Raw genomic sequence first — 25,277 nt, forward strand, 5'->3', positions numbered from 1 at the left:
GCATGTTCGGCAAACTGACACTCTCGGCGATCCCGTTCGATCAGCCCATCATCATGGGAGCGAGTGCCTTCATGGGGCTCGTCGTGCTGGGCATCGTCGCCGCGCTGACGGTCACCGGCAGGTGGACATGGCTGTGGAGCGAATGGCTGACGTCCGTCGATCACAAGAAGATCGGCGTGATGTACCTGGTCGTCGCGGTGCTGATGCTGCTGCGCGGCTTCGCGGACGCCGTGATGATGCGCCTGCAGCTCGCGCTCGCGTACAACGGCCCCGGCTACCTGCCGCCGCATCATTACGACCAGGTCTTTACCGCGCACGGCGTGATCATGATCTTCTTCATGGCGATGGCGCTGCTGGTCGCGTTCTTCAACCTGATCGTGCCGCTGCAGATCGGCGCGCGCGACGTCGCGTTCCCGTTCCTGAACTCGCTCTCGTTCTGGATGACGGCGGTCGCCGCGGTCCTGATGAACGTTTCGCTCGTGATCGGCGAATTCGCGCAGACGGGCTGGCTCGCGTATCCGCCGTTGTCGGAGCTGCGGTTCAGCCCGGGTGTCGGGGTCGACTACTATCTGTGGGCGCTGCAGATTTCGGGCGTCGGTACGCTGATCACGTCGATCAATTTCTTCGTGACGATCGTCAAGATGCGCGCACCGGGCATGACGCTGATGAAGATGCCGGTGTTCACGTGGACCGCGCTGTGCTCGAACGTGCTGATCATGGCGACGTTCCCGATCCTGACGGTCGCGCTCGCGCTGCTCGGCCTCGATCGCTACCTCGACATGCATTTCTTCACGAACGAGGCCGGCGGTAACGCGATGCTGTACCTGAACCTGATCTGGGCGTGGGGGCATCCCGAGGTATACATCCTCGTGCTGCCCGCGTTCGGCATCTATTCGGAAGTGATCGCGACGTTCGCGAAGAAGCCGCTGTTCGGCTACAGGACGATGGTCTATGCGTCGTGCGTGATCATGGTGCTCGCGTTCCTCGTGTGGCTGCATCACTTCTTCACGATGGGCTCCGGCGCGGACGTCAACGCGTTCTTCGGGATCATGACGATGGTCATCGCGATCCCGACCGGCGTGAAGATCTTCAACTGGCTGTTTACGATGTACCGCGGCCGCATCGAGTTCACCGCGCCGGTGCTGTGGACGATCGGCTTCATGATCACGTTCACGCTCGGCGGGATGACCGGCGTGATGATGGCGATCCCGGGCGCGGACTTCGTGCTGCACAACAGCCTGTTCCTGATCGCGCACTTCCATAACGCGATCATCGGCGGCGTCGTGTTCGGCTACTTCGCGGGCGTCCATTACTGGTTCCCGAAGGTGTTCGGCTTCCGGCTCGACGAGAAGTTCGGCAAGCGCGCGTTCTGGTGCTGGTTCCTCGGTTTCTATGCGTCGTTCGTGCCGCTGTACGTGCTCGGCTTCATGGGCATGACGCGCCGCCTGAACCACTACGACAACCCGGCATGGCATCCGTGGCTGGTCGCCGCCGCGGGCGGCGTCGCGCTGATCGCAATCGGCGTGCTGTGCCAGGTCGCGTCGGTATGGGTCGGCTGGCGCAATCGCAATCAGCCGCAGTATCGCGACGCGACGGGCGATCCGTGGAACGGCCGCACGCTCGAGTGGGCGACGTCGTCGCCGCCCGCCGTCTACAACTTCGCGGTGATCCCGAACGTCCATGAGCTCGACGAGCTCGCGTACCGCAAGGCGAAGGGGCTTGGCCTCGGCCTCGGCAAGAACGTCAGGTACCAGGACATCCACATGCCGTCGAACACGAGCGCGGGCTTCTTCGTCGGCATCGGCAGCCTGCTGCTCGGCTTTGCACTGGTCTGGCACATCTGGTGGCTCGCAATCGCCTCGCTCGTCGGCATCGTCGCGACGGTGGTGCTGTACAGCGCACGGGACAACGACGGTTACTACATCCCCGCGGATACCGTCCGCAAGATCGAGGAACAACGCGCGGGCGTGCGGATCGGCACACCGGCGCCGCAAGCCGAACTGGAGACGAACTGATGTCGTATCAATCTGTCGCGGGCGGTGCCCGCCATCCGGCGGCGCACGCTCATCCGCCGTCGCATTCGGTGTTCGGCTTCTGGCTGTACCTGATGACCGACTGCGTGATCTTCGCGTCGCTGTTCGCGACGTTCGCGGTGCTCGGCAACCAGTTCGCGGGCGGTCCGACCGCGAAGGACCTGTTCGACATTCCGGGCGTCGCGCTCGAGACGGCGGCGCTGCTGCTGTCGAGCATCACGTACGGCTTCGCGATGCTCGGTGCACAGCGTCGCCGGCGCGGCACGGTGTTCCTGTGGCTTGCGGTCACGTTCGTGCTCGGCGCCGCGTTTCTCGCGCTGGAGCTGCGCGAGTTCTCGCACCTGATCGCGCAGGGCGCCGGCCCGCAGCGCAGCGCATTCCTGTCGGCGTTCTTCGCGCTGGTCGGCACGCACGGACTGCACGTGGCGGTCGGCCTCTTGTGGATGGTCGTGCTCGTCGTGCAGATCGCGCGCGGTCCCGGCATGACGGAGCGCGACTTCCGGCGCCTCACCTGCCTGAGCCTCTTCTGGCACTTCCTCGACATCGTCTGGATCTGCGTGTTCTCCTTCGTCTATCTCGCGAGCGTGATCTAAATGGCCCATTCGGAACTCATCCATCACGATGAAGCGCACGGCACCGCCGGTGGCTATCTCGTCGGTTTCGTGCTGTCGGTGCTGCTGACAGCCGCTTCGTTCGGCCTCGTGATGGGCGGCGTACTCGCGCCGAAAGCGGCGATCATCACGCTCGCGGTACTCGCATTCGCGCAGATCGTCGTGCATCTCGTCTGCTTCCTGCACATGAACACGTCGTCCAGCCAGCGCTGGAACGTGATGGCGTTCAGCTATACGGTGCTGACCGCGCTGATCCTGATCTTCGGGACGCTGTGGGTGATGCACAACGTCAGCATGAACATGATGTCGCGGTAGCCGGCCCGGGCCGTGGTGCGGCCCGTTCCCTTGCGCCGTGCATGCCGCACGGCTCCTTTCTTTTCCGGCGTGCGGTTCGCGCGCCTTTCTGCATCATGATCGACAACGATTCCCAGACCCCGGTTCGCCCGGGCGAGCCCATCCCGCACCGCAAGATCATCCGCGCGTGGCTCGTGCCGTTCGCCACACGCGAGATCGTGCGCCCGATCCTGCTGCTCGTGCTCGATTATCTGCTGCTGTTCGCGGCGTTCGCCGGCGCACTGCTGATTCCGTCGCTCGTCGGCAAGCTCGTCTGCGGGATGGCTGCGGGGTTCATCACCGGTCGGCTCTTCATCATCGGGCACGACGCTTGCCATCAGAGCCTGACGCCCGATCGCCGGCTGAACCGCTGGTTGGGCCGCATCGCTTTCCTGCCGTCGCTGACGCCATACAGCCTGTGGGAAGTCGGGCACAACGTCGTGCACCACGGCTATACGAACCTGAAGGGCTTCGATTTCGTGTGGGCGCCGCATACGCCGGCGGAGTTCGCCGCGCTGTCGCCGGCGCGCCGCTTGCTGGACCGTGTCTACCGAAGCGGCTGGGCGCCGGGCCTCTACTATTTCGTCGAGATCTGGTGGCTGCGGATGTATTTCCCGACCAAGACCCATATCGGCGCGTCGCGGCCGGTGTTCCGGCGCGACTGCCTGCTGGTGACGGGCTTCGCGTCCGTGTGGATCGCCGCCGTCGTGTGGGTGGCGATCGTGACACGGCAGCCCGTCGCGCTGCTGCTCGCCACCGGCGTGCTCGTGCCATTCCTGTTCTGGTGCTCGATGATCGGGTTCGTCGTGTACGTGCACCACACCGACCCGCGCATTGCGTGGCACGCGAACCGGGCCGAGTGGTCGAATGCCGCGCCGTTCGTGTCGACCACGCTGCATCTGACGTTCCCGTTCGGGATCGGCGGCCTGCTGCACCACATCATGGAGCACACGGCGCATCACGTCGACATGAGCGTGCCGCTGTACCGGCTCAAGCCTGCGCAGGCGAAGCTGGAGGACATGCTGCCCGGGCGGATCGTCGTGCAGCGCTTCAGCTGGCGCTGGTACTTCGACACGGCACGGCGCTGCAAGCTCTATGACACCGACCGCAAGCTGTGGACGGACTACCGCGGCAACCGGACGAGTGATCCGGCATGCGACGCAAGCGCGCCGGCCGCCGCGGTCGAACCGCCGGAGGCGGTTCGCGAACCGGCGGGCACCGCGCCCGCCGCGAGCGCTCACGCGGTGCCGTAATCGACGTGGCCGGTTTCGCGGCAGAAGCTGACCAGCCGCAAACCGGCCGCCTTCGCGATCCCGATCGCGAGCGACGACGGCGCGGAGATCGTCGCGACCATCGGAATGCCGACCCGCGCCGACTTGCGCACGAGCTCGTAGCTCGCGCGGCTCGACAGGAACACGAAGCCGTCGGTCGCGTCGGCGCGCGCCAGCACGAGCGCGCCGATCAGCTTGTCGAGCGCGTTGTGGCGGCCGACATCCTCGAACGCCATCCGGATCGCGCCTGTTGCGTCGCACCACGCGGCCGCATGCAGGCCGCCGGTGAGCCGCGTGAGTGCCTGATGGGCCGGCAGCGCATGCGCCGCGCGCGCGAGCGCATCGGGCGCGAGGCGCGCGAGAAAGCCGGTGTCGGGCACCCGTTCGGGCGCGAGATCGAGCAGGTCGATGCTCTCGATCCCGCATACGCCGCAGCCGGTGCGTCCCGCGAGCGCGCGGCGGCGGTCCTTCAGCGCGGCGAACGCCTGCTGGACGACTTCGAGATGCACCTCCGCGTGCGGCAGCGGCGCGTCGGCGTGCAGGATCACCTCGATGTCCTTGATGTCGCTGCCGCGCTCGACGATCCCCTCCGAGACCGCGAAGCCGACCGCGAACGCCTCGAGGTCGCACGGCGTGCACATCATCACCGCGTGCGAGATGCCGTTGAAGACCAGCGCGACCGGCCATTCCTGGCCGACGTAGTCGTGCGCGGTTTCGACGGCGCCGCCGCGCGTGCGGCGCACGGACAGCTCGATCGCGCCGCGCGGCTCTTCTGTTTCAGTCGGATTCACGAGCACTCCCGTTGATTCGAGGCAGGCGCGGCGACGATCGTGTGCGCCGCTCGCGCGCAGAGGTTCTAAAATACCTCAGGCAGGCCGGCCGCGCCGGCATCCGCCACTCAGGTAACGACCATGGGACTCAGCGACGCTCCGCTGCTATTCAATTTCGAACACGATTCGTCGGAAAACCTGACGTATATTCCGATGATCGTGCGTTTCAATCTCGACCGTTTCGGTCTGCGGATTTCACTGGAGCAGTGGCAACTGCTGCCGCTCGAGGACCGCAAGCTGCTCGCGCGCTTTCCCGCCGACGACGACACCGCGATCGAGCCCAATTTCGATCACGCGCTATTCGAAATGCTGCGCACGCATGCCGACCTCGAACCGTCGTGGTTCCAGCCGGACGAGCAGCCGAGCTGGCGCGCGACCGACACGGTGCCGGACGCGCTCGTGCAGCAGAGCGCGCTGGCCGGGCTGCCGGCACCCGCGCTCGCGCAGTGGCAGCGGCTCGCGCCGTTCCAGCGCTACGTGCTGATGAAGCTGTCGCGCAAGCCGAAGCTCAATCACGACTTCCTGCCCGCGATGCGGGAGTTCGGGCTGACGGCCACGCACTGACGGGCCCCGGGAAGCGCCGCGTGCGGCGGCGCAGCGCGGCGCGTACGGATCAGAGCGGCGGCAGTTGCCGCGGCTTGCGGTCGGCGCCGGTCGCGACGTAGGTGAGCGTCGCTTCGGTGACCTTCACGATTTCGCCCATCAGGCGCATGCGCTGCGCGTACACCTCGACGTCGACCGTCACCGACGTGTTGCCGGTGCGCGTGATGGTGGCGTAGAAGCTCAGCAAGTCGCCGACGAACACCGGCTGCTTGAACACGAACGAATTGACCGCGACCGTCGCGACGCGGCCGTTTGCGCGCTGGCTCGCGGGGATCGAACCGGCGATGTCGACCTGCGACATGATCCAGCCGCCGAACACGTCGCCGTGGACGTTTGCGTCGTGCGGTTGCGGGACGACGCGCAGCGCGGGCTGCTTTTGCGGAAGTTCGAGGGTCGAATCGGTCATGGCGGGGGCTTTCATCCTGTAATAAATGCACCGCCGCGCGCAGGCCGGCCGGCGAGGCCGCCGGCAGCGGCGCGGAGCGGCTTCTGCGACAATACAACGTTCGCAAATTGTACGAGAAAGCGGGCGAGCCGGCCGCCGCAGCAATGCGTCCGGCACTCGCCGCCGATCCTTCCCCCCATGCGCCGATATTCCGCTTCCGGCGAGCCCGCGCCGGCTCCGACCGGGCCCCGCAACGACTGGCAGACCATCCGGTCGCTGCTGCCGTACCTGGCCACCTACAAATGGCGCGTCGCGCTCGCGCTCGGCTGCCTGATCGGCGCGAAGGTTGCGAACCTCGGCGTGCCGGTCGTGATGAAGCGCATCGTCGATCACCTGTCCGCCGTGCAGCAGCTCACCGCGCTCGGCCGCGCGGAGCAGTCGGCCGGCATCGTGCTCGCGGGCGGCGTCGGTTTGCTGGTCATCGCCTATGCGCTCGTGCGGCTGTCGACGTCGCTCTTCACCGAGCTGCGCGAGATCCTGTTCTCGAAAGTCACCGAGAGCGCGGTGCGCCAGCTCGCGCTGCAGGTGTTCCGGCATCTGCACGGGCTGTCGCTGCGCTTCCATCTCGAGCGCCAGACGGGCGGCATGTCGCGCGACATCGAGCGCGGCACGCGCGGCATCCAGCAACTGATTTCCTATTCGCTGTACAGCATCCTGCCGACGCTCGTGGAAGTCGGGCTCGTGCTCGGCTTCTTCGTGGTCAAGTACGAGGCGTACTACGCGTACGTGACGTTCGCGGCGCTGGTCACGTACATCGTGTTCACCGTGAAGGTCACCAACTGGCGCACGCACTTTCGCCGCACGATGAACGAGCTCGATTCGCGCGCGAACTCGCGGGCGATCGATTCGCTGATCAACTACGAGACGGTGAAGTACTTCGGCAACGAGGAGTGGGAGGCGCAGCGCTACGACGAGAACCTGAAGCGCTATCGCAAGGCCGCGATCCGTTCGCAGAACTCGCTGTCGGTGCTGAACTTCGGCCAGCAGGCGATCATCGGCACCGGGCTCGTGTTCATCCTGTGGCGCGCGACGCAGGGCGTGCTGGCCGGCAAGCTGACGCTCGGCGATCTCGTGCTGATCAACACGTTCATGCTGCAGCTGTACATTCCGCTGAATTTTCTCGGCGTCGTGTATCGCGAGCTGAAGCAGAGTCTCACCGACATGGACCGCATGTTCGGGCTGCTGTCGGCCGCGAGGGAAGTCGCGGACGCGCCCGACGCGCGGCCGCTCGCGGTGGCAGGCGCGCAGGTGCGCTTCGAGCACGTGAACTTCTCGTACGAAGCGTCGCGGCAGATCCTGCACGACGTGACGTTTACGATCGACGCGGGCACGACGACCGCGGTGGTCGGTCACAGCGGGTCCGGCAAGTCGACGCTGTCGCGGCTGCTGTTCCGCTTCTACGATCTCGACCGGCAGGCGGGCGGCGCGATCCGGATCGACGGCCAGGACATTCGCGACGTCACGCAGGACTCGCTGCGCGCGTCGATCGGGATCGTGCCGCAGGACACCGTGCTGTTCAACGACTCGATCTACTACAACATCGCGTACGGCCGGCCGACCGCGGGCCGCGACGAAGTGATCGCGGCCGCGCGCGCCGCGCACATCCACGACTTCATCGAGAGCTTGCCGAAGGGGTATGACACGCCGGTCGGCGAGCGCGGGCTGAAGCTGTCGGGCGGCGAGAAGCAGCGCGTCGCGATCGCGCGCACGCTGCTGAAGGATCCGCCGGTGCTGTTGTTCGACGAGGCGACGTCGGCGCTCGATTCGCGCTCGGAGCGCGCGATCCAGCACGAGCTCGACCAGATCGCGCGGCACCGCACGACGCTCGTGATCGCGCACCGGCTGTCGACGGTCGTGCATGCGCAGCAGATTCTCGTGATGGACCACGGGCGGATCGTCGAGCGCGGCACGCACGACGAGCTCGTGCGCGCGGGCGGGCTCTATGCACAGATGTGGGCGCTGCAGCAGCAGCGCGCGGCGGCCGGCGGCGAAGCGGCCGAGGCCGCGTGAGCGTGGATGCCGCGCCGGGTGGCCCGGCGCGGTCAGCCGCGTAACGATCAGGCCGCGGCGGCGCGCAGCCGCGCGTCGAGCTCGCCGAGCTGCGCGGGCGTGCCGACGTTCTCCCAGATACCTTCATACAATTCGCCGCTCGCGCGGCCGGCCTCGATGGTCGCCTTGAAGTAGGGCGACAGCGGCCGGTGCGTGCCGGGCACGATATCGCGGAACATCCGCGTGTCGTACACGCCGATGCTGCCGAACGTGACGCGCGGCGCACCGGCGAGTGCCAGCCGGCCGTCGTCGCGGAGGACGAAATCGCCGTTCGAATGGAACGGCGGGTTCGGCACCATCACGAGATGCATCGCGGGCGCATCCAGCGCGGCCATCTGCTCGGCACGGGCGGCGAGCGTCCGGTAGTCGAATGCGCAGTACACGTCGCCCGCGACCGCCGCGAACACCGTCGGCCGGCCGTCGCGCTCGAGCAGCGGCAGCGCCAGCGCGATCCCGCCGGCGGTTTCCAGCGCTTCGCCTTCGGCCGAATACGCGAGCCGCACGCCCCAGCGCGAGCCGTCGCCGAGCGCCGCCTCGAGCTGGTCGCCGAGCCACGCGTGGTTGATCACGATCGTTTCGATGCCCGCGCGGGCGAGCGCCTCGATCTGCCACACGATCAGCGGCTTGCCGCCGGCTTCGAGCAGCGGCTTCGGGCAGTTGTCGGTCAGCGGGCGCATCCGCTCGCCGCGGCCGGCGGCGAAGATCATCGCCGTGGTCAGGGTAGTGCTCATGTTCGGCTGAAGGTGAGGGCGGTCAGAACGTATAGCCGACGTCGGCCGCGCCCTTGCCCTCGAGCTCATCGAGCAGCTTCGCGAACGGCACGAGCGGGCGGTAGCGCAGCGCGACCTTGCGCGCGTAGGTCAGGAAGCGCGGCAGGTCGTTCAGGTAGTGGGGCTTGCCGTCGCGGTAGTTGATGCGCGCGAACAGGCCGAGAATCTTGATGTGGCGCTGCAGCCCCATCCATTCGAGCTGGCGGTAGAACTCGCCGAAGTCCGGATCGACCGGCAGGCCGGCCTTCTTCGCCTTTTCCCAGTAGTACGCGAAGCAGTCGAGCTCGAACTCCTCGTCCCAGCTGATGAACGCGTCGCGCAGCAGCGACACGACGTCGTACGTCAGCGGCCCGTACACGGCGTCCTGGAAATCGAGTACACCGGGGTTCGGCTCGCAGACCATCAGGTTGCGCGGCATGAAATCGCGCAGCATGAAGCCCTGCGGCTGCGCATGGGCGCTCGCGACCAGCAGCGCGAAGGTGCGGTCGAGGGTGCCGCGCATCGCATCGGTGACGGGCTTGCCGAGGTGCCGGCCGACGAACCATTCGGGCAGCAGTTCCATCTCGCGGCGCAGGAACGCCTCGTCGAACGGCGGCAGCACGTCCGGCTTCGAGCTCAGCTGGAAGCGGATCAGCGCGTCGAGCGCGTCGCGCATCAGCGGGCGCGCGGCGACCGGGGCGGCCGGATCGAGCACCGAGATGTACGACGTGCGGCCGAGGTCGGTCACGAGCATGAAGCCGGTGTCGAAATCGTGGGCCAGCACGTCCGGCACGTGGTCGCCCGCCGCGGCGAGCAGCTGCGCGACCTGGACGAATTCGCGGCACTTCTCGGGCGGCGGCGCGTCGACCGCGACCAGCGAGCCGCCTGGGCTCGTGGCCGACGCGACACGGAAATAGCGGCGGAAACTGGCGTCCGACGACGCGGGCGCGAGGGTCGACAGGTCGAGGGCGAAGCGCTCGGCGAGCGGGCGCAGCCACGCGGTCAGGGCTTCGAGGCGGGCGTCGGGCTGGGATGCGGCGGATGGGGGCGTCATGAAACTCGGCGGAGGGGGGAACGTCTTGCCATATAATACCCCACGACTTTTTTGACGCGCCCCGCGTCAGCTTCCGCCGTGCAGGCCCGCCGCCTGTCGCGCCGTCCGCCCGATCGCCTCCCCGGTTTGCGCTCAGCCGCAGTCGCGGTGCGGCGGCGCGGCCCGCCGCGCGCGAATGTGCCGTGCAGGTGCGGTTGACAAGGGGCGATTCGCCAAACGATAGATGCCGCCCAAACCGCTATTCCCGAATGTCTTCCCCGGTGACGGGGCGCCGCGCAAACGGCGGCTCGCGCTCGCGCTCCTGGCCGTGCCCGGCCTCGTGCCGGCCGTGTCGTACGCGCAGCTGTCGGGCGCGGCCGCGCAGCCGCAGCCGCTCGACTCGCCGTGGGACCTGCGTCTCGCCCCGCAGCTCGAGGATCATCCGCTGAAGGACGGCGCGAAGCCGGCCACCTTCGTGATCGCCGACCACACGAGCGGCACGGCCGACCAGGACCTCGCCGCGAAGGGCTCGGCCGAGCTGCGCCGCGGCGACGCGGTCGTGAAGGCCGACGCGATCCACTACGATCAGGATACCGACATGGCCGACGCGTACGGCCAGGTCAAGGTGGTCAACGGCGGCACGTCGTTCGCGGGCCCCGAGGCGCATCTGAAGGTCGAGGCGAACCAGGGCTTCATGACGGCGCCGAAGTACCACTTCAACGTGACGGGCGGGTCCGGCAGCGCGGAGCGCGTCGACCTGCTCGACAGCGAGCGCTCGGTGTTCGTCAACGGCACCTATACCGCGTGCCAGTGCTCGACGAACCCCGCGTGGTACATCAAGGGCAGCCGCTTCGACTTCGATACGGGTGCCGACGAAGGCACCGCGCGCAACAGCGTGCTGTTCTTCCAGGGCGTGCCGATCTTCGCGAGCCCGTGGATGACGTTCCCGCTGTCGGGCGAGCGGCGCAGCGGCCTGCTGCCGCCAACCTTCTCGATCAACTCGAACAACGGGTTCGAGCTGTCGCTGCCGTACTACTTCAACATCGCGCCGAACCGCGACCTGACGATCACGCCGCGCATCATCTCGCGGCGCGGCGTACAGACCGAAGCGACGTTCCGCTATCTGTCGCCGTCGTATTCAGGCACGTTTACGGCCAATTACCTGCCGGATGACCGGCTCGCGCACCGCGACCGCTACGCGATCTACTGGCAGCACCAGCAGAACTTCGGCGGCGGTTTCGGCGGCTACGTCTATTTCAACAAGGTCTCGGACAACACGTATCCCGAAGACCTTGGGTCGATGAACCAGTTCATCAACGGGACGCAGACGCTGTACCAGCAGGAAGCCGGCCTCACGTACAACAACGGCCCGTGGTCGGTGCTCGCGCGCTACCAGCACTGGCAGACGCTGCCGCCGTCGATCGCGCCGTATAGCCGCGAGCCGCAGTTGAACGTGAAGTACACGAAGTACAACGTCGGCGGCTTCGACTTCGGCGCGGAAGCCGACTATTCGCGGTTCCGCATCACGACCGCCGACGCGACCGAAGGCGACCGGATCGTCTTCAACCCGTACATCGCGTACGGCGTGTACGGCCCCGGCTACTTCGTCGTGCCGAAGGTCCAGTACCACTTCGCGTCGTACGACCTGAACTACCTGTCGTCGAGCACGCCGAACAGCCCGAAGCGCTTCACCGAGTCGATCCCGACCGTGACCTTCGACACGGGCCTGATCTTCGACCGCTCGGTGCGCCTGTTCGGCCAGGACTTCATCCAGACCCTCGAGCCGCGCCTGTACTACGTGTACACGCCGTATCGCGACCAGTCGAACGCGCCGCTGTTCGACACCGCGGAATCGGACTTCGGCCTCGCGGAGATCTACCAGCCGAACACGTTCGTCGGCAACGACCGGATCGCGGACGCGAACCGGATCACGGCCGGCCTGACGTCGCGCTTCATCGATCCGCGCACCGGCGACGAGCGTGCGCGCTTCATGGTCGCGCAGCAGTACTATTTCGCCGATCAGCGCGTGCGGCTGAATTCGGGGCAGTCCGCCGTGCAGGCGCGCCACTCGGACCTGATCGTCGGCGCGGCACTGAAGCTCGGCTCGGGCTTCATGTCGGAGACGGCGTTCCAGTACAACCAGAATAACAACCAGCTCGTGAAGTCGAGCATCGGTTTCGGTTTCAGCCCGGGCGAGCGCCGCGTGATCAACGTCGGCTATCGCTATACGCGTGCGAACACGACGCTCGACAACCAGCCGATCAACCAGTTCCTGGTGTCCGCGCAATGGCCGCTCACGCGCCGCCTGTATGCGATCGGCCGCTTCAACTACGACCTGGCCGCCGACCGGGTCGTCGACGGTCTGCTCGGCTTACAATACGACGCGGATTGCTGGGCGCTCGGGGTCGGTGTCCAGCGCTACGCGAACGGCGTGAATACGTCGGGGCAGCAGAACTCGTCGACGCGCTTCATGATGCAGCTGACGTTGAAGGGGCTGTCGAGCGTCGACAACGGCCTCGTGGCCGCCTTCCGCGCCGGGGTGCCGGGCTACACGGCGCTGCCGTCCGCGCCGCCGCCGATGTCCCGCTTCAGCAACTACGAGTAACGCCGGCTTGTCTGCACCGGTCAGCACGATTTCAATGGAGTTTCAGTGGCAATGAAGAAAACCCTTCGTTTCGCGGCAGTGGTGTCCGGCCTCGCCGCGTCCGCCGCGCTGCTCGCCGCTGCGCCGGCCGCGGCGCAGGCGCTCGGTTCGCAAGGCGCGCAGCTCACCGACGAAGTCGTCGCAGTCGTCAACAACGACGTGATCACGGGCCGCGAACTCGACCAGCGCGTCGGCCTGATCTCGCGCCGGCTGCAGCAGCAGAACGCACCCGTGCCGCCGGCCGACCAGCTGCGCGCGCAGGTGCTGAACCAGATGGTGCTCGAACGCATCCAGGTGCAGAAGGCCAAGGACGACGGGATCCGCGTCGACGACGCGACCGTGCAGTCCACGCTGCAGCGCCTCGCGCAGGCGAACGGGATGACGCTCGATCAGTATCGCGCGCGGATCGTCGCGCAAGGCGTGCCCTGGAGCGTGTTCACGAGCGACGCCCGCACCGAGCTGATGCTGTCGAAGCTGCGCGAGCGCGAGGTCGACGGCAAGATCACCGTGTCGGACGCCGAGGTCGCGAACTACATCGCGAGCCAGCGCGGGCCGAACGCATCGCAGCAGCAGGATCTGCGCTTCCAGCACATCTTCATCAAGGCACCGACCAACGCACCGCAGGCCGACATCGAAGCCGCGCAGAAGAAGGCCGAAGCGCTGCTGCAGCAGGCCACGTCGGGCGCCGATTTCGAGAAGCTCGCGAAGAACAATTCAGAGGCGAACGACGCGAAGAAGGGCGGTGACCTCGGCTTCAAGTCGCCGAGCGCGCTGCCGGCCGACGTCGTCGAAGCCGCGTCGAAGCTCCGCCCCGGCCAGGTCAACCCGACGCTGGTCCGCGTGCCGGACGGCTTCGAGATCGTGCGTCTCGTCGACCGTCGCCAGAGCCAGGGCGCGACCGCCGCGGCACCGAAGATCGTCCAGACGCACGTGCGCCACATCCTGTTGCGCGTCGGCGAAGGCAAGTCGGAAGGGCAGGCGCGCCAACAGCTGCAGGACATCCGCAAGCAGGTCGAGGCCGGTGCCGATTTCGCGAAATTCGCGCGCACCTACTCGCAGGACGGTTCGGCGTCGCAGGGCGGTGATCTGGGCTGGATCAGCCCGGGCGAGACCGTGCCGGAATTCGAGCGCGCGATGAACAACCTGCAGGACGGCCAGATCAGTCAGCCGATTCGTACCGAGTACGGCTACCACCTGATCCAGGTGATGGAGCGCCGCGAGGCGGAAGGCTCGGTGCAGCAGCAGATGGATATCGCGCGCCAGGCGATCGGCCAGCGCAAGGCCGAGCAGGCGTACGCCGACTGGCTGCGCGAACTGCGCGATTCGTCGTACGTGCAGTACAAGATCGGCGGCGTCGGCCCGGCGAACTGAGCGAGCTTCAGATGACGGCATCCGCGCTGCAGATCGCGATCACGACCGGCGAACCCGCGGGTGTCGGCCCGGAGCTGACCGTGCAGGCGTTGCAGGATGCCAAGCGGCGCTGGCCCGGCGCGCATTTCACCGTGCTCGGCGACGCCGCACTGCTCGACGCGCGCGCGGCGGCCGTCGGTGCCGACCGTGCGATGCTCGCCGGCGGCGGGCCGGTGTCGGTCGAGCATCATCCGCTTGCCGTCCCCGTGCAGGCGGGCAAGCTCGACGCGGCCAACGGCCGCTATGTGCTCGGGCTGCTCGATGCCGCGATCGACGGCGCTGTGACGGGCCGGTTCGACGCGATCGTCACCGCACCGTTGCAGAAGAGCACGATCAACGATGCCGGCGTGCCGTTTACCGGCCATACCGAATACCTGGCGGAACGCACGCACACGCCGCGTGTCGTGATGATGCTGGCGGGCACGGGCGAGCGGCCGCTGCGCGTCGCGCTCGCGACCACGCACCTGCCGCTGAAGGACGTGTCGGCCGCGCTGACGATCGACGGGCTCGTCGAGACGCTGGCGATCATCGATCGCGACCTGCGGCGCGACTTCGGTCTGGCCGCGCCGCGCATCCTCGTGACGGGGCTGAACCCGCACGCGGGCGAGAACGGCTATCTCGGGCGCGAGGAGATCGACGTGATCTCGCCGGCGCTCGCGCGCGCGCAAGCGCAGGGCATCGACGCGCGCGGCCCGTATCCGGCCGACACGCTGTTCCAGCCGCGCTATCTCGAGGATGCCGATTGCGTGCTCGCGATGTTCCACGATCAGGGCCTGCCCGTGCTGAAGTATGCGACCTTCGGCGAGGGCATCAACGTCACGCTCGGGCTGCCGATCATCCGCACGTCGGTCGACCATGGCACCGCGCTGGATCTGGCCGGCACCGGCCGAGCGGATCCGGGCAGCATGGTCGCCGCGCTCGACACGGCGGTCACGATGGCGCGCCATCGCCGCGCGTCCTGACGCGCACGGGCTCGAGCCTGACCTCATTCGTCGTATTTTTCGTTTTTCTCAGTCGATGTCGAACAGCAGACAGCACCAAGGCCACTTCGCGCGCAAGCGCTTCGGGCAGAACTTCCTCGTCGATCACGGTGTGATCGACTCGATCGTCGCGACGATCGGTCCCGCGCGCGGCCAGCGGATGGTCGAGATCGGCCCCGGCCTCGGCGCGCTGACCGAGCCGCTGATTGCGCGTCTCGCGACGCCCGAGTCGCCGCTGCATGGGGTCGAACTCGACCGCGACCTGATCGGGCGCCTGCAGCAGCGCTTCGGCGCGCTGCTGGAACTGCACGCGGGCGACGCGCTCGCGTTCGACTTCCGCTCGCTCGCGGCGCCCGGCGACAAGCCGTCGCTGCGGATCGTCGGCAACCTGCCGTACAACATTTCCAGCCCGCTGCTGTTTCACCTGATGACGTTCGCCGACGCGGTCATCGACCAGCATTTCATGCTGCAGAACGAAGTCGTCGAACGGATGGTCGCGGAGCCGGGCACGAAGGCGTTCTCGCGGCTGTCGGTGATGCTGCAGTACCGCTACGTGATGGAGAAGATGCTCGACGTGCCGCCGGAATCGTTCCAGCCGCCGCCGAAGGTCGATTCGGCGATCGTCCGGATGATTCCGTACGAGCCGCACGAACTGCCGGACGTCGATCCCGTGCTGCTCGGCGAAGTCGTCACGGCCGCGTTTTCGCAGCGCCGCAAGATGCTGCGCAATACGCTCGGCGACTACCGCGAGACGATCGATTTCGACGGGCTCGGCTTCGATCTCGCGCGACGCGCGGAGGATGTGAGCGTGGCCGAATATGTCGGCGTCGCGCAGGCGCTGGCGACGGCGCGCAAGGCCGCGGAGTAGCGGGAACTCACCGGCAACGTGCGGCCAACGCGCGGCACGTGCCGGCTCGAGGTTCACGAGGCTGTCCTGACGGACAGCCTTTTTATTTTCCCGGGTCCTCGTCGCCGATACCGGAAGGCGGCCGCGCGGCGTTACGTGCGCCGGCGCGGCGGCGCGTTGACGAGCGCGATCCCGGTCAGCACCAGCGTGGCCGCGGACATGAAACGCCAGCCGACCGATTCGCCGAGCAGCAGCACGCCGAACGCGACGCCGAACAGCGGCGACAGGAACGTGAACACCGACAGCCGCGACGCGCTGTAGCGCGTCAGCAGCCAGAACCACGACAGATAGCTGACGAACGCGACGATCACCGACTGGTACGCGAGGCTCGCGAGCGAGATCGGCGTGACCTGCGCCAACGACATCTGGCCGAGCAGCGCGGCGAGCGCGACCAGCAAGACGGCCGACACCGCGAGCTGGTAGAACAGCGTCTTGCTCGCGCTGGCCCGCGCGAGCGACGTCGAGCGCACGACGACCGTCGTCGCGGCCCACATCGCGCCGCCGAGGATGCCGAGCGCGTCGCCGGCGAGCCCCGCCAGGACCGACGCGCCGGGCGCGCGCGGCTTCAGGAAGCCGTCCGCGAACGCGAGCGCGATTCCGGCGAACGCGAGGCCGACGCCGGCCCACTGGACGCGCTGCAGCCGTTCGCCCGGCGCGAACAGGTGCAGGCCGAGCGCCGTGAAGCACGGTGCCGTGTACAGGAAGATCGCCATGTGCGACGCGCTCGTCAGCGTCAGCCCGAAGAACACGCAGATGAACTCGCCGGCGAACAGCGCACCAGCCGCGATGCCCGCGCCGAGCGTGCCGTCCGCGCGGAACAGCGGCGTGCCGCGCGAGCGGGCCCAGCCCCACAGCAGGAGCGCGGCGATCACCGAGCGCAGCCCGGCCTGGAACATCGGCGGGATCGCCGCGTTCGTGCTCTTGATCGCGACCTGCTGGAAGCCCCAGATCGCGCAGAGCAGCAGCATCACGCCGATGGCGCGCGTGTCGAGCGCGCGGCGCGCGGGCGTGCCGGCGAGCGCGGTCATCGGCGGACCTCGCCGGTGCGGCGGGAAGCGGGCAGGGACATGGGCATGGGCAGCGGCGGACGGACGGCGGGTCCGGCACGCTCGAGTCGGCGGTTTCGCACGGCAGGCAGTTTGGCTGAATGGGGTGGTGGTCGCGTTCCGGCGGCGGGCAACATGCCCGATTTTGGTGCGAGGTGGGGGGATGTTACCCGATCGGCCGGCGCGGCGGGGCGCGTTGCGCGGGTTGGTTTCCACCGGCGCACGGGCGTCGGGCCCATGGCGCAGAGGTTCGGTGCCGGCTGATGGTTGCCGGGGCGCCGGCGGCGGGATTCACCCGACTCCGGTAGAATTTCCGGTTCTGGAAAGTCCCCACAGGAGTACAACCCATGCGTTTGCTGCATACGATGCTGCGAGTCGGCGATCTCGACCGCTCGATCAAGTTCTACACCGAATTGCTCGGCATGAAGCTGCTGCGTCGCGACGATTATCCGGAAGGCAAGTTCACGCTCGCGTTCGTCGGCTATGAAGCGGAAAGCACGGGAACCGTGATCGAGCTGACCCATAACTGGGATACGCCGTCCTACGATCTCGGCAATGGCTTCGGCCACCTGGCGGTGGAAGTCGACGACGCGTACGCGGCCTGCGACAGGATCAAGGCGCAAGGCGGCAAGGTGACCCGCGAAGCGGGCCCGATGAAGCACGGCACGACCGTGATCGCATTCGTCGAGGATCCGGACGGCTACAAGATCGAGTTCATCCAGAAGAAGGCGAGCTGAGCGCGGGATGAGCGGCGCGCGGCGCACGAAGTGTGTCGCGGGCAACGAAAACGGGCGATGCGGAGGGATCCGCATCGCCCGTTTGCATGTCGGTACGACTGATCGCGTTACAGCGACGGCAGCAGCTCGGGCGGATGGTGCTTGAGCGTGTGCCGCGCTTCGCGGAATTCCGGGAAGATCGATTCGACGGTCTGCCAGAACGCCGGGCTATGGTTCATCTCGCGCAGGTGCGACAGCTCGTGCGCGACGACGTAGTCGATGATCGACATCGGGAAGTGGATCAGCCGCCAGTTCAGCCGGATCTTGCCGTCGCTCGAGCAGCTGCCCCAGCGCGTCGCGGCCGACGACAGCGCAACCATCGAATACGTGACGCCGAGCCTTTCCGCGTAGACGACGAGGCGCTCGCCGAAGATCCGCCTGGCTTCGCCCTGCAGCCAGCCCTGCACGCGATCCTTGATCTGCTGCGTGTCGGCCTGCGCGGGCAGCGGCAGCGACAGCCGCAGCGCATCGGCGTCGAATGCGACGGCGCCCGCGCCGAGCGCGATCGTGATCGTCTTGCCGAGATACGGGAGTTGCGCGCCGTCGCGCCAGTCGATCTGAGGCAGCGCGCGCTGCTCGGTGCGGGTCTTCCACTCCGCGAGCTTCGCGAAGATCCAGCGCTGCTTTTCGGCGATCGCCGCTTCGATGTCGGCGAGCGTGACCCAGCGCGGCGCGGTGATCGACAGCCCGCTGCCGTCGATCGTGAAGCCGATCGTGCGGCGCGCGGAGCGCTTCAACCGGTACTCGAGCACGCGGCTGTCGAGTGCGAAGGTGCGGACGCGGGAGCGATCGGGCGCGGGGCCCGGATCGAGCGGGGCCGCGGGCGTTGCGGGAGCAGCCGCCGCTTCGGGCGGCGAGGGCGGTGCGGCGGGCGCCGACGATGCCGCTGCCGGCCCGTCGAAGAGCGGCAGGTCCATCTGTCGATGATCGAGGGCCACGACGGCAGGCCGTGGTCGCGGACGCTTTTTCATCAGTTCGCTTCGTTTCGTCGTACGCAACGGCTGCAATCCGGGTGATTCAGACGCGCGCGGCATCGCGCGTGCCGGCGTTGCCCGGCTGGCGATACGCATCGGGATCGATGCGGCGCATTTCCGCTTCGATCCACGCTTCGACCTGCGAGTTCAATACGTCGGGCGTCTTCCCGTCGACGGGAATCGGCTTGCCGATCGACACGGTGACGACGCCCGGGAATTTCGTGAACGAATTGCGCGGCCACACACGACCTGCATTGTGCGCGATCGGCACGACCGGCGTGCCGGTTTCGATCGCGAAGCGCGCGCCGCCCGTCTTGTACTTGCCCTGCTTGCCGACCGGCGTGCGCGTGCCTTCCGGGAACATGATCATCCACGCGCCCTCCGACAGGCGCTTCTTGCCCTGGCGGATCACCGACACGAATGCATTCTTGCCTTCCTTGCGGTTGATGTTGACCATGTGCAGCAGCCCGAGCGCCCAGCCGAAGAACGGCACGTACAGCAGCTCGCGCTTGAACACGTAGCAGAGCGGCTTCGGCATCAGCGCCGGAAACGCGAGCGTCTCCCACGCGGACTGGTGCTTCGACAGCAGCACGGCCGGGCCGTCGGGCAGGTTTTCCATCCCTTCGATCCGGTAGCGGATGCCGTTCAGCCAGCGCACGACCCACAGCGTCGACTTGCACCAGCCGGCCGCCATCCAGTAGCGCGCGTCGGGACGCATGAACGGGAACGCGATGAAGCACGCGGTGGCGTACGGCACCGTGTACAGGATGAAGTAGATCAGCAGCAGCAGGGAGCGGACGAAGCGCATCGGCGTGGGTCTGACAGTAGGGAGGATGCGCGCGGCGGCCGCATCACTCGTGTTCGTGTGAAAGGAAGTCGAGCGCGAACGCGCGCAGGTCGTCATGGACCTTCGTGCCGTCCGGCAGGTTGCCCGCGGCGAGCGTCTTCTTGCCCTTGCCGGTCAGCACGAGGTGCGGCTGGAAGCCGACCGCGACACCGGCCTGCAGGTCGCGCAGCGAATCGCCGACGGCTGGCGTGTGGGCTGGATCGATCTCGAAGCGCTCGGCGATCATCTGCATCATGCCGGGTTTCGGCTTGCGGCAGTCGCAGTGGTCTTCCGACGTATGCGGGCAGAAGAACACCGCGTCGATGCGTGCGCCGACCGCGGCCGCCGCGCGATGCATCTTCAGGTGCATCGCGTTGAGCGTGGCCATGTCGAACAGCCCGCGACCGATGCCGGACTGGTTGGTCGCGACGACCACGCGATAGCCCGCGTGGTTGAGTCGAGCGATCGCCTCGAGGCTGCCGGGCAGCGCGATCCACTCGTCGGGCGTCTTGATGAACGCGTCCGAATCGACGTTGATCACGCCGTCCCGGTCGAGGACGACGAGCTTGCGGTTGGCGCTGGTCGGCATCGTTCGGCCCTTATGCGGCGAGCTTCGAGATGTCGGCGACGCAGTTCATCTGCTGATGCAGCGCGGACAGCAGCGCGAGACGGTTCGCGCGCAGCGCGGGATCCTCGGCGTTGACCATCACGTCGTTGAAGAACGTGTCGACCGGCGCGCGCAGCGCGGCGAGCGCCGACAGCGCGCCGGTGTACGCACGTGCCTCGAGCTGCGACTGCACGTGCGGCGTCACGGCCGCGAGCTGTTCGTGCAGCGCCTTTTCGGCGGCCTCGACGAGCAGCGTCGGCTGCACCGCGCCGTTCGCGCCGCCTTCTGACTTCTTCAGGATGTTCGAGATCCGCTTGTTCGCGGCCGCGAGCGCTTCGGCTTCCGCGAGGCGCGTGAATTCGCGCACCGCGTCGAGGCGCGCGACGAGATCGTCGACGCGCGTCGGGTTCAGGCTCAGCACCGCGTCGACTTCGCCGGCGGAGTAGCCGCGTTCGCGCAGGAGGCCGCGCAGGCGGTCCGTGAAGAAAGCGAAGATCGCGTCGGTCGATTCGGCGACGCCCGGCACGCTTTCGAAGCGCGCATGGGCCGTGCGCAGCAGCGATACGAGATCGAGCGGCAGCTGTTTCTCGAGCAGCAGGCGCAGCACGCCGAGCGCGTGACGGCGCAGCGCGAACGGATCCTTCTCGCCGGTCGGCGCGAGGCCGATGCCCCAGATGCCGACGATCGTCTCGAGCTTGTCGGCGAGCGCGACGGCGGTGGACACCGGCGTGGTCGGCAGCGCGTCGCCGGAGAAGCGCGGCTGGTAGTGCTCGGCGCAGGCGAGCGCGACGTCGTCGGCTTCGCCGTCGTGGCGCGCGTAGTACGTGCCCATCGTGCCCTGCAGTTCCGGGAACTCGCCGACCATGTCGGTCAGCAGGTCGGCCTTCGCGAGGCGCGCGGCACGCTTCGCGTGCGCGGCGTCGGCGCCGATCGCGGGCGCGATCTCGCCGGCCAGCGCCTCGAGGCGCTCGATGCGCGCGAGCGCCGAACCGAGCTTGTTGTGATAGACGACGTTCGCGAGCAGCGGCACGCGGTCGGCGAGCGGCTTTTTCTTGTCCTGCTCGAAGAAGAACTTCGCGTCGGCGAGGCGCGGGCGCACGACGCGCTCGTTGCCTTCGACGATCTCGCCCGGCGTCTTCGTCTCGATGTTCGACACGATCAGGAAGCGCGAGCGCAGCTTGCCGGCGATGTCGGTCAGCGCGAAGTATTTCTGGTTCGTCTGCATCGTGAGGATCAGGCATTCCTGCGGGACCTGCAGGAATTCGTCCTCGAAGCGGCACGGATAGACGACCGGCCATTCGACCAGCGACGTCACTTCGTCGAGCAGCGATTCGGGCATCACGACCGTGTCGCCGTTCGCGTGTTCGTTCAGCTGCGTGCGGATCGTTTCGCGGCGATCGGCGAAGTGCGCGATCACGCGGCCCTTGTCGCGCAGCGTGTCGGCATACGCGCGCGCATGCTGGATCGCGACGAGGCCGTCGGACAGGAAGCGGTGGCCGAGCGTGGTGTCGCCGGCATCGACGCCGAATGCGGTGACGGGCACGATGCGATCGTCGTGCAGCACCGTCAGGCGGTGCACCGGGCGCACGAACTTGACGTCGGAGCCGTCCGGGCGCTGGTAGGTCATGAACTTCGGGATCGGCAGCTTCGCGAGCGCTTCGTCGAGCGCGGCCTGCAGCCCGTCGGCGAGCGTCGCGCCGGCAGCCGAATAGTTGACGAAGAACGCTTCGGCCTTGCCGTCCTGTGCGCGCTCGAGATCGGCGATCGACAGGTTCGGATGGCCGAGCGCCGCGAGCTTCTTCGCGAGCGGGGCGGTCGGCTTGCCGTCCGCGTCGAGCGCGACCGACACGGGCAGGACCTTTTCGCGAACCTGCCTTTCAGGCGCGACGGCGCGCACGTTCTGCACGACGACCGCGAGGCGGCGCGGCGTGGCGTAGCGTTCGAATACGAGTTCGCCTTCGACGAGGTCGCGGGCCGCGAGGCGTTGCGCGAGACCTTCGGCGAATGCGTCGCCGAGGCGCGCGAGGGCCTTCGGCGGCAGCTCTTCGGTCAGCAGTTCGACGAGCAGGGGGGCGGGATGATTGTGCGTCATGTCTGGAATAAATCTCGTCTCGTCAGTCCTGATCGATCTTGCGTTCGACCTTGAGCGGCGGTGCCCATGCCGGCTGGGCGGCGTCCTGGGCGTCGGTGGTGAGGCCCGGCACGCCCGGCGGGTTGCCGAGCATCGGGAAGCCGAGCTTCTCGCGCGAGTCGTAGTAAGCCTGCGCGACAAGACGCGACAGCGCGCGGATGCGGCCGATGTACGCCGCACGCTCGGTCACCGAGATCGCGCCGCGCGCGTCGAGCAGGTTGAACGTGTGGCCGGCCTTCAGCACGAGTTCGTACGCGGGCAGCGCGAGCTGCGCGTCGATCATCTTCTTCGCTTCCGCTTCGTAGCTGTTGAAGAACGTGAACAGCAGGTCGACGTTCGCGTGCTCGAAGTTGTAGGTCGACTGCTCGACCTCGTTCTGGTGGTAGACGTCGCCGTACGACAGGCGGCGCAGCTCGGGGCCGTTCGGGCCTTGCTCTTCCCATTCCGTCCAGACCAGGTCATACACGTTCTCGACCTTCTGCAGGTACATCGCGAGGCGCTCGAGGCCGTAGGTGATCTCGCCGAGCACGGGCTTGCATTCGAGGCCGCCGACTTCCTGGAAATACGTGAACTGCGTGACTTCCATCCCGTTCAGCCACACTTCCCAGCCGAGGCCCCACGCGCCGAGCGTCGGGTTCTCCCAGTCGTCCTCGACGAAGCGCACGTCGTTCTGTTTCAGGTCGAAGCCGAGCGCTTCCAGCGAGCCGAGGTAGAGGTCGAGGATGTTTTCCGGCGCCGGCTTGAGCACGACCTGGTACTGGTAGTAATGCTGCAGGCGGTTCGGATTCTCGCCGTACCGGCCGTCCTTCGGGCGGCGCGACGGCTGCACGTAGGCGGCGCGCCACGGCTCGGGGCCGACCGCGCGCAGGAACGTGTGGACGTGCGACGTGCCCGCGCCGACTTCCATGTCGATGGGCTGGAGCAGAGCGCAACCCTGCTTGTCCCAGTAGGACTGCAGCGTCAGGATGATTTGCTGAAACGTAAGCATGAAGAGCCTTCGTGGCGCTGGCGCTCCGTTGCGGGCGGCGCTCCGGGCGGGGCCCGGAGGGTCGGCTCGCGCGGCGGCGCGGCTTGTTAGTGTGCTGAAACCCGCAATTTTACCGGATCGGCGACCGGATGCGGCCGGAACGCGGACGAAGGGGCTGTCGGCGGTGTTCCGGGCGAGCCGTCCGCAGCCTGTGCACGGGTTGCCTGTGGGCACGGTGCGCACGTGCATGCGACGTCGCGAAGCGCGTGCCGCGCCGCGTTGCGCGGGCGTTAAGATGCGCGTATTGCGGCGCGCGCGACACCTGCCGCACGACCGATTGCCCACTCCGGACCGCATGGACGATTCGAACGACCTCCTCATTCCATTGATGCCGCCGCTGCTTGCGATGCTCGGGCAGGCCGCCGACGCACACGCGCGCGGCGAGCGCGACGCGCATGCGCTCTGGCTCGCCGCCGCCGGCCATCTGCACGCCGTCGACATGGCCGCGCTTGCGCAGCTCACCGCGGCGCTCGTCGCACGGCAGCGCGCGGCGGAGGCGCTCGCGCTGGCCGAATGCGCGCTGCGCGTGCATCCGGGCGCCGGGGCCCGTTTCAATCATGGCTACGCGCTGCAGATGCTCGGCCGCCACGCGGACGCCGTCGCGCCGTACCGCGCCGCCTATGCGCTCGATCCGGGCTGGCCTTCGCTGCGCAACAACCTGGCGATCGCGCTGCGGCTGTCGGGCGGCGACCGCAACGAGGAAATCGCGCTGCTCGGCGCGGCCGTGGAGGCCGACCCGCACGACGTGCAGGCGTGGATCAACCTGGTCGTCGCGCGGCTCGCGACGCAGGACCTCGACGGCGCGCTCGCGTGTGCGGCGCGGCTCGCGGAGATCGCGCCCGACAATGCGCTCGCGCTGAACAACATCGCGATGGCGATGAAGGAGGCGCAGCGCTGGGACGACGCCGAGCGCTACGCGGCGCGCGCATGCGAACTGGCGCCCGACGACGCGTCGTTCCGTTTCAACCTCGCGATCATCCAGCTCGTGCGCGGCAACTACGCGGCCGGCTGGCGCGGCCACGAGGCGCGCTGGGACGGTGCCGGCGAGTTGCGCGGCCGCCGGCCGCTGCTGCCCGGCCCGCGCTGGCAGGGCGAGCCGCTCGCGGGCAAGACGTTGCTCGTCTGGGGCGAGCAGGGGCTCGGCGACGTGCTGCAGTTCACGCGCTTCGTCGCGCCGCTCGCCGAGCGCGTGCACCGCGAGGGCGGCCGGCTCGCGTGGAATACGTTTCCGCAGGTAGGCACGCTGATGCAGCGCAGCCTCGGCGCACACGCGGACGCGTTCAGCGCGGGCGGCGGCGTCGACGAACTGCCCGCGTTCGACTACGAAGTGCCGCTGATCGGCCTGCCGTTGATGCTCGGGATGGAGACGTCGACGCTCGGCGCGTCGGTGCCGTACCTGCATGCCGACCGCCAAGCGTGCGACGCATGGCGTGCGCGGCTCGCGCGCGATGGCCGGCTGAAGGTCGGGCTCGTGTGGACGGGCAGCGCGGGGCACCAGCGCAATCCGTTCCGGCGCGTCGGGCTCGAGCGCTACACCGAGGCGTTTCGCGGCATCGACGGCGTCGCGTTCTACTCGCTGCAGCCGGGCGCGGACGCGGATGTCGCCGCGGCGCGCGCGGCCGGTTTCGCGATCGAAGACTTCACCGCCGAACTGAAGAGTTTCGACGATACGGCCGCGTTCATCGGCGCGCTGGATCTGGTGATCACGGTGTGCACGTCGGTCGCGCACCTGTCGGGCGCGCTCGGCGCACGCACCTGGGTGCTGCTCGACGTGAATCCGCACTGGCCGTGGCTGCTCGAACGCACCGATAGCCCGTGGTATCCGACCGCCACGCTGTACCGGCAGCCGACGTTCGGCGCATGGGCGCCGGTGATGAACGCGCTCGGGCGGGATCTGCGCGGCCTGGCCGCGGACGCGAAGCGGTCGGCCTGAGCGGCGGGCCGGCGCGACGTTGCTTCATGCACGCCGGCTTGCTGGCGTGTCGTGCGGAC

At 68.0% G+C, this 25,277-nt stretch carries 22 protein-coding genes; 12 read left to right on the forward strand and 10 right to left on the reverse strand.

The features are described from left to right. The first annotated feature begins 2 nt into the window (after nt 1–2). The 4 genes from cyoB (at nt 3) to DIE06_RS06635 (ending at nt 4,230) form a co-directional block, all read left to right on the forward strand. On the forward strand, nt 3–2,015 hold the full coding sequence (gene cyoB / locus DIE06_RS06620) for a cytochrome o ubiquinol oxidase subunit I (protein ID WP_124660712.1): 2,013 nt from the start codon (nt 3–5) through the stop codon (nt 2,013–2,015). Further along, entirely contained in the window at nt 2,015–2,626 is a 612-nt protein-coding gene (cyoC, locus tag DIE06_RS06625; RefSeq protein ID WP_124498978.1) for a cytochrome o ubiquinol oxidase subunit III, read from the forward strand. Before cyoB ends, cyoC begins: the two co-directional genes overlap by 1 nt. Beyond that, nucleotides 2,627–2,959 carry a cytochrome o ubiquinol oxidase subunit IV gene (gene cyoD, locus DIE06_RS06630; protein WP_124612616.1) on the forward strand — a complete coding sequence of 111 codons (333 nt, stop codon included), beginning with the start codon at nt 2,627–2,629 and terminating at the stop codon, nt 2,957–2,959. It abuts the gene before it with no gap. A 95-nt stretch (nt 2,960–3,054) separates the two neighbouring features. Then, nucleotides 3,055–4,230, forward strand: a complete 1,176-nt coding sequence (locus DIE06_RS06635; RefSeq protein ID WP_124660713.1) for a fatty acid desaturase — start codon at nt 3,055–3,057, stop codon at nt 4,228–4,230. On the opposite strand, the gene fdhD is transcribed toward DIE06_RS06635, so the two are convergent. Then, nucleotides 4,215–5,045 carry a formate dehydrogenase accessory sulfurtransferase FdhD gene (gene fdhD, locus DIE06_RS06640; RefSeq protein ID WP_124660714.1) on the reverse strand — a complete coding sequence of 277 codons (831 nt, stop codon included), beginning with the start codon at nt 5,043–5,045 and terminating at the stop codon, nt 4,215–4,217. The genes DIE06_RS06635 and fdhD overlap by 16 nt on opposite strands. 114 nt (nt 5,046–5,159) lie before the next feature. Between fdhD and DIE06_RS06645 the strand changes: the two genes are divergently transcribed. Further along, nucleotides 5,160–5,642 carry a nitrate reductase associated protein gene (locus DIE06_RS06645; protein ID WP_124612619.1) on the forward strand — a complete coding sequence of 161 codons (483 nt, stop codon included), beginning with the start codon at nt 5,160–5,162 and terminating at the stop codon, nt 5,640–5,642. 49 nt (nt 5,643–5,691) lie between these two features. Here the strand turns inward: DIE06_RS06645 and DIE06_RS06650 are convergent, their stop codons facing one another. After that, entirely contained in the window at nt 5,692–6,087 is a 396-nt protein-coding gene (locus DIE06_RS06650) for an acyl-CoA thioesterase (RefSeq protein WP_124612620.1), read from the reverse strand. Nucleotides 6,088–6,264: 177 nt separating this feature from the next. Here DIE06_RS06650 and DIE06_RS06660 point away from each other — a divergent pair, with 177 nt between their 5' ends. Continuing rightward, nucleotides 6,265–8,136 (forward strand): ABC transporter ATP-binding protein/permease, encoded by a 1,872-nt coding sequence (locus tag DIE06_RS06660; RefSeq protein WP_124660716.1) that lies wholly within the window; start codon nt 6,265–6,267, stop codon nt 8,134–8,136. Nucleotides 8,137–8,183: 47 nt separating this feature from the next. Here the strand turns inward: DIE06_RS06660 and murU are convergent, their stop codons facing one another. Together murU and DIE06_RS06670 are read right to left on the reverse strand one after the other, a co-directional pair. Next, on the reverse strand, nt 8,184–8,906 hold the full coding sequence (gene murU / locus DIE06_RS06665) for an N-acetylmuramate alpha-1-phosphate uridylyltransferase MurU (protein ID WP_124660717.1): 723 nt from the start codon (nt 8,904–8,906) through the stop codon (nt 8,184–8,186). 22 nt (nt 8,907–8,928) lie between these two features. Continuing rightward, nucleotides 8,929–9,978 carry an aminoglycoside phosphotransferase family protein gene (locus DIE06_RS06670; protein WP_124660718.1) on the reverse strand — a complete coding sequence of 350 codons (1,050 nt, stop codon included), beginning with the start codon at nt 9,976–9,978 and terminating at the stop codon, nt 8,929–8,931. A 223-nt stretch (nt 9,979–10,201) separates the two neighbouring features. Between DIE06_RS06670 and DIE06_RS06675 the strand changes: the two genes are divergently transcribed. The 4 genes from DIE06_RS06675 to rsmA are packed head-to-tail and all read left to right on the forward strand — an operon-like array spanning nt 10,202 to nt 15,859. Further along, a complete protein-coding gene (locus DIE06_RS06675; RefSeq protein ID WP_124660719.1) occupies nt 10,202–12,562 on the forward strand; it encodes an LPS-assembly protein LptD in 2,361 nt (786 codons plus the stop codon). Between the two features lie 51 nt (nt 12,563–12,613). Continuing rightward, on the forward strand, nt 12,614–13,972 hold the full coding sequence (locus tag DIE06_RS06680; RefSeq protein WP_124660720.1) for a peptidylprolyl isomerase: 1,359 nt from the start codon (nt 12,614–12,616) through the stop codon (nt 13,970–13,972). Between the two features lie 11 nt (nt 13,973–13,983). Continuing rightward, entirely contained in the window at nt 13,984–14,973 is a 990-nt protein-coding gene (gene pdxA, locus DIE06_RS06685) for a 4-hydroxythreonine-4-phosphate dehydrogenase PdxA (protein ID WP_124660721.1), read from the forward strand. A 55-nt stretch (nt 14,974–15,028) separates the two neighbouring features. Continuing rightward, on the forward strand, nt 15,029–15,859 hold the full coding sequence (gene rsmA, locus DIE06_RS06690; protein ID WP_124660722.1) for a 16S rRNA (adenine(1518)-N(6)/adenine(1519)-N(6))-dimethyltransferase RsmA: 831 nt from the start codon (nt 15,029–15,031) through the stop codon (nt 15,857–15,859). Between the two features lie 131 nt (nt 15,860–15,990). Here the strand turns inward: rsmA and DIE06_RS06695 are convergent, their stop codons facing one another. Beyond that, complete coding sequence (locus DIE06_RS06695; protein WP_124660723.1) at nt 15,991–16,926, reverse strand: DMT family transporter; 936 nt, start codon at nt 16,924–16,926, stop codon at nt 15,991–15,993. A gap of 365 nt (nt 16,927–17,291) precedes the next feature. Here DIE06_RS06695 and gloA point away from each other — a divergent pair, with 365 nt between their 5' ends. After that, a complete protein-coding gene (gloA, locus tag DIE06_RS06700) occupies nt 17,292–17,681 on the forward strand; it encodes a lactoylglutathione lyase (RefSeq protein WP_124660724.1) in 390 nt (129 codons plus the stop codon). A 107-nt stretch (nt 17,682–17,788) separates the two neighbouring features. Here the strand turns inward: gloA and DIE06_RS06705 are convergent, their stop codons facing one another. Genes DIE06_RS06705 through glyQ form a run of 5 tightly spaced genes read right to left on the reverse strand, consistent with a single transcriptional unit; the run spans nt 17,789 to nt 23,246 of the window. Beyond that, nucleotides 17,789–18,691 (reverse strand): M48 family metallopeptidase, encoded by a 903-nt coding sequence (locus DIE06_RS06705; protein WP_124660725.1) that lies wholly within the window; start codon nt 18,689–18,691, stop codon nt 17,789–17,791. A 46-nt stretch (nt 18,692–18,737) separates the two neighbouring features. Next, on the reverse strand, nt 18,738–19,502 hold the full coding sequence (locus tag DIE06_RS06710; protein WP_124660726.1) for a 1-acyl-sn-glycerol-3-phosphate acyltransferase: 765 nt from the start codon (nt 19,500–19,502) through the stop codon (nt 18,738–18,740). A 43-nt stretch (nt 19,503–19,545) separates the two neighbouring features. After that, the gene (gmhB, locus tag DIE06_RS06715; RefSeq protein WP_124660727.1) at nt 19,546–20,109 is read right to left on the reverse strand and encodes a D-glycero-beta-D-manno-heptose 1,7-bisphosphate 7-phosphatase; all 564 of its coding nucleotides are present in this window, start codon (nt 20,107–20,109) and stop codon (nt 19,546–19,548) included. 10 nt (nt 20,110–20,119) lie between these two features. Beyond that, nucleotides 20,120–22,219, reverse strand: a complete 2,100-nt coding sequence (gene glyS, locus DIE06_RS06720; protein ID WP_124660728.1) for a glycine--tRNA ligase subunit beta — start codon at nt 22,217–22,219, stop codon at nt 20,120–20,122. Between the two features lie 22 nt (nt 22,220–22,241). Beyond that, nucleotides 22,242–23,246 carry a glycine--tRNA ligase subunit alpha gene (gene glyQ / locus DIE06_RS06725; protein ID WP_006477868.1) on the reverse strand — a complete coding sequence of 335 codons (1,005 nt, stop codon included), beginning with the start codon at nt 23,244–23,246 and terminating at the stop codon, nt 22,242–22,244. Nucleotides 23,247–23,580: 334 nt separating this feature from the next. On the opposite strand from glyQ, the gene DIE06_RS06735 reads away from it, so the two are divergent. Beyond that, nucleotides 23,581–25,218 carry a tetratricopeptide repeat protein gene (locus DIE06_RS06735; protein WP_124660730.1) on the forward strand — a complete coding sequence of 546 codons (1,638 nt, stop codon included), beginning with the start codon at nt 23,581–23,583 and terminating at the stop codon, nt 25,216–25,218. The last annotated feature ends 59 nt before the right edge of the window (nt 25,219–25,277 follow it).

The sequence above is a fragment of the Burkholderia sp. Bp8998 genome, from assembly GCF_003854235.1.
Lineage (GTDB): Bacteria > Pseudomonadota > Gammaproteobacteria > Burkholderiales > Burkholderiaceae > Burkholderia.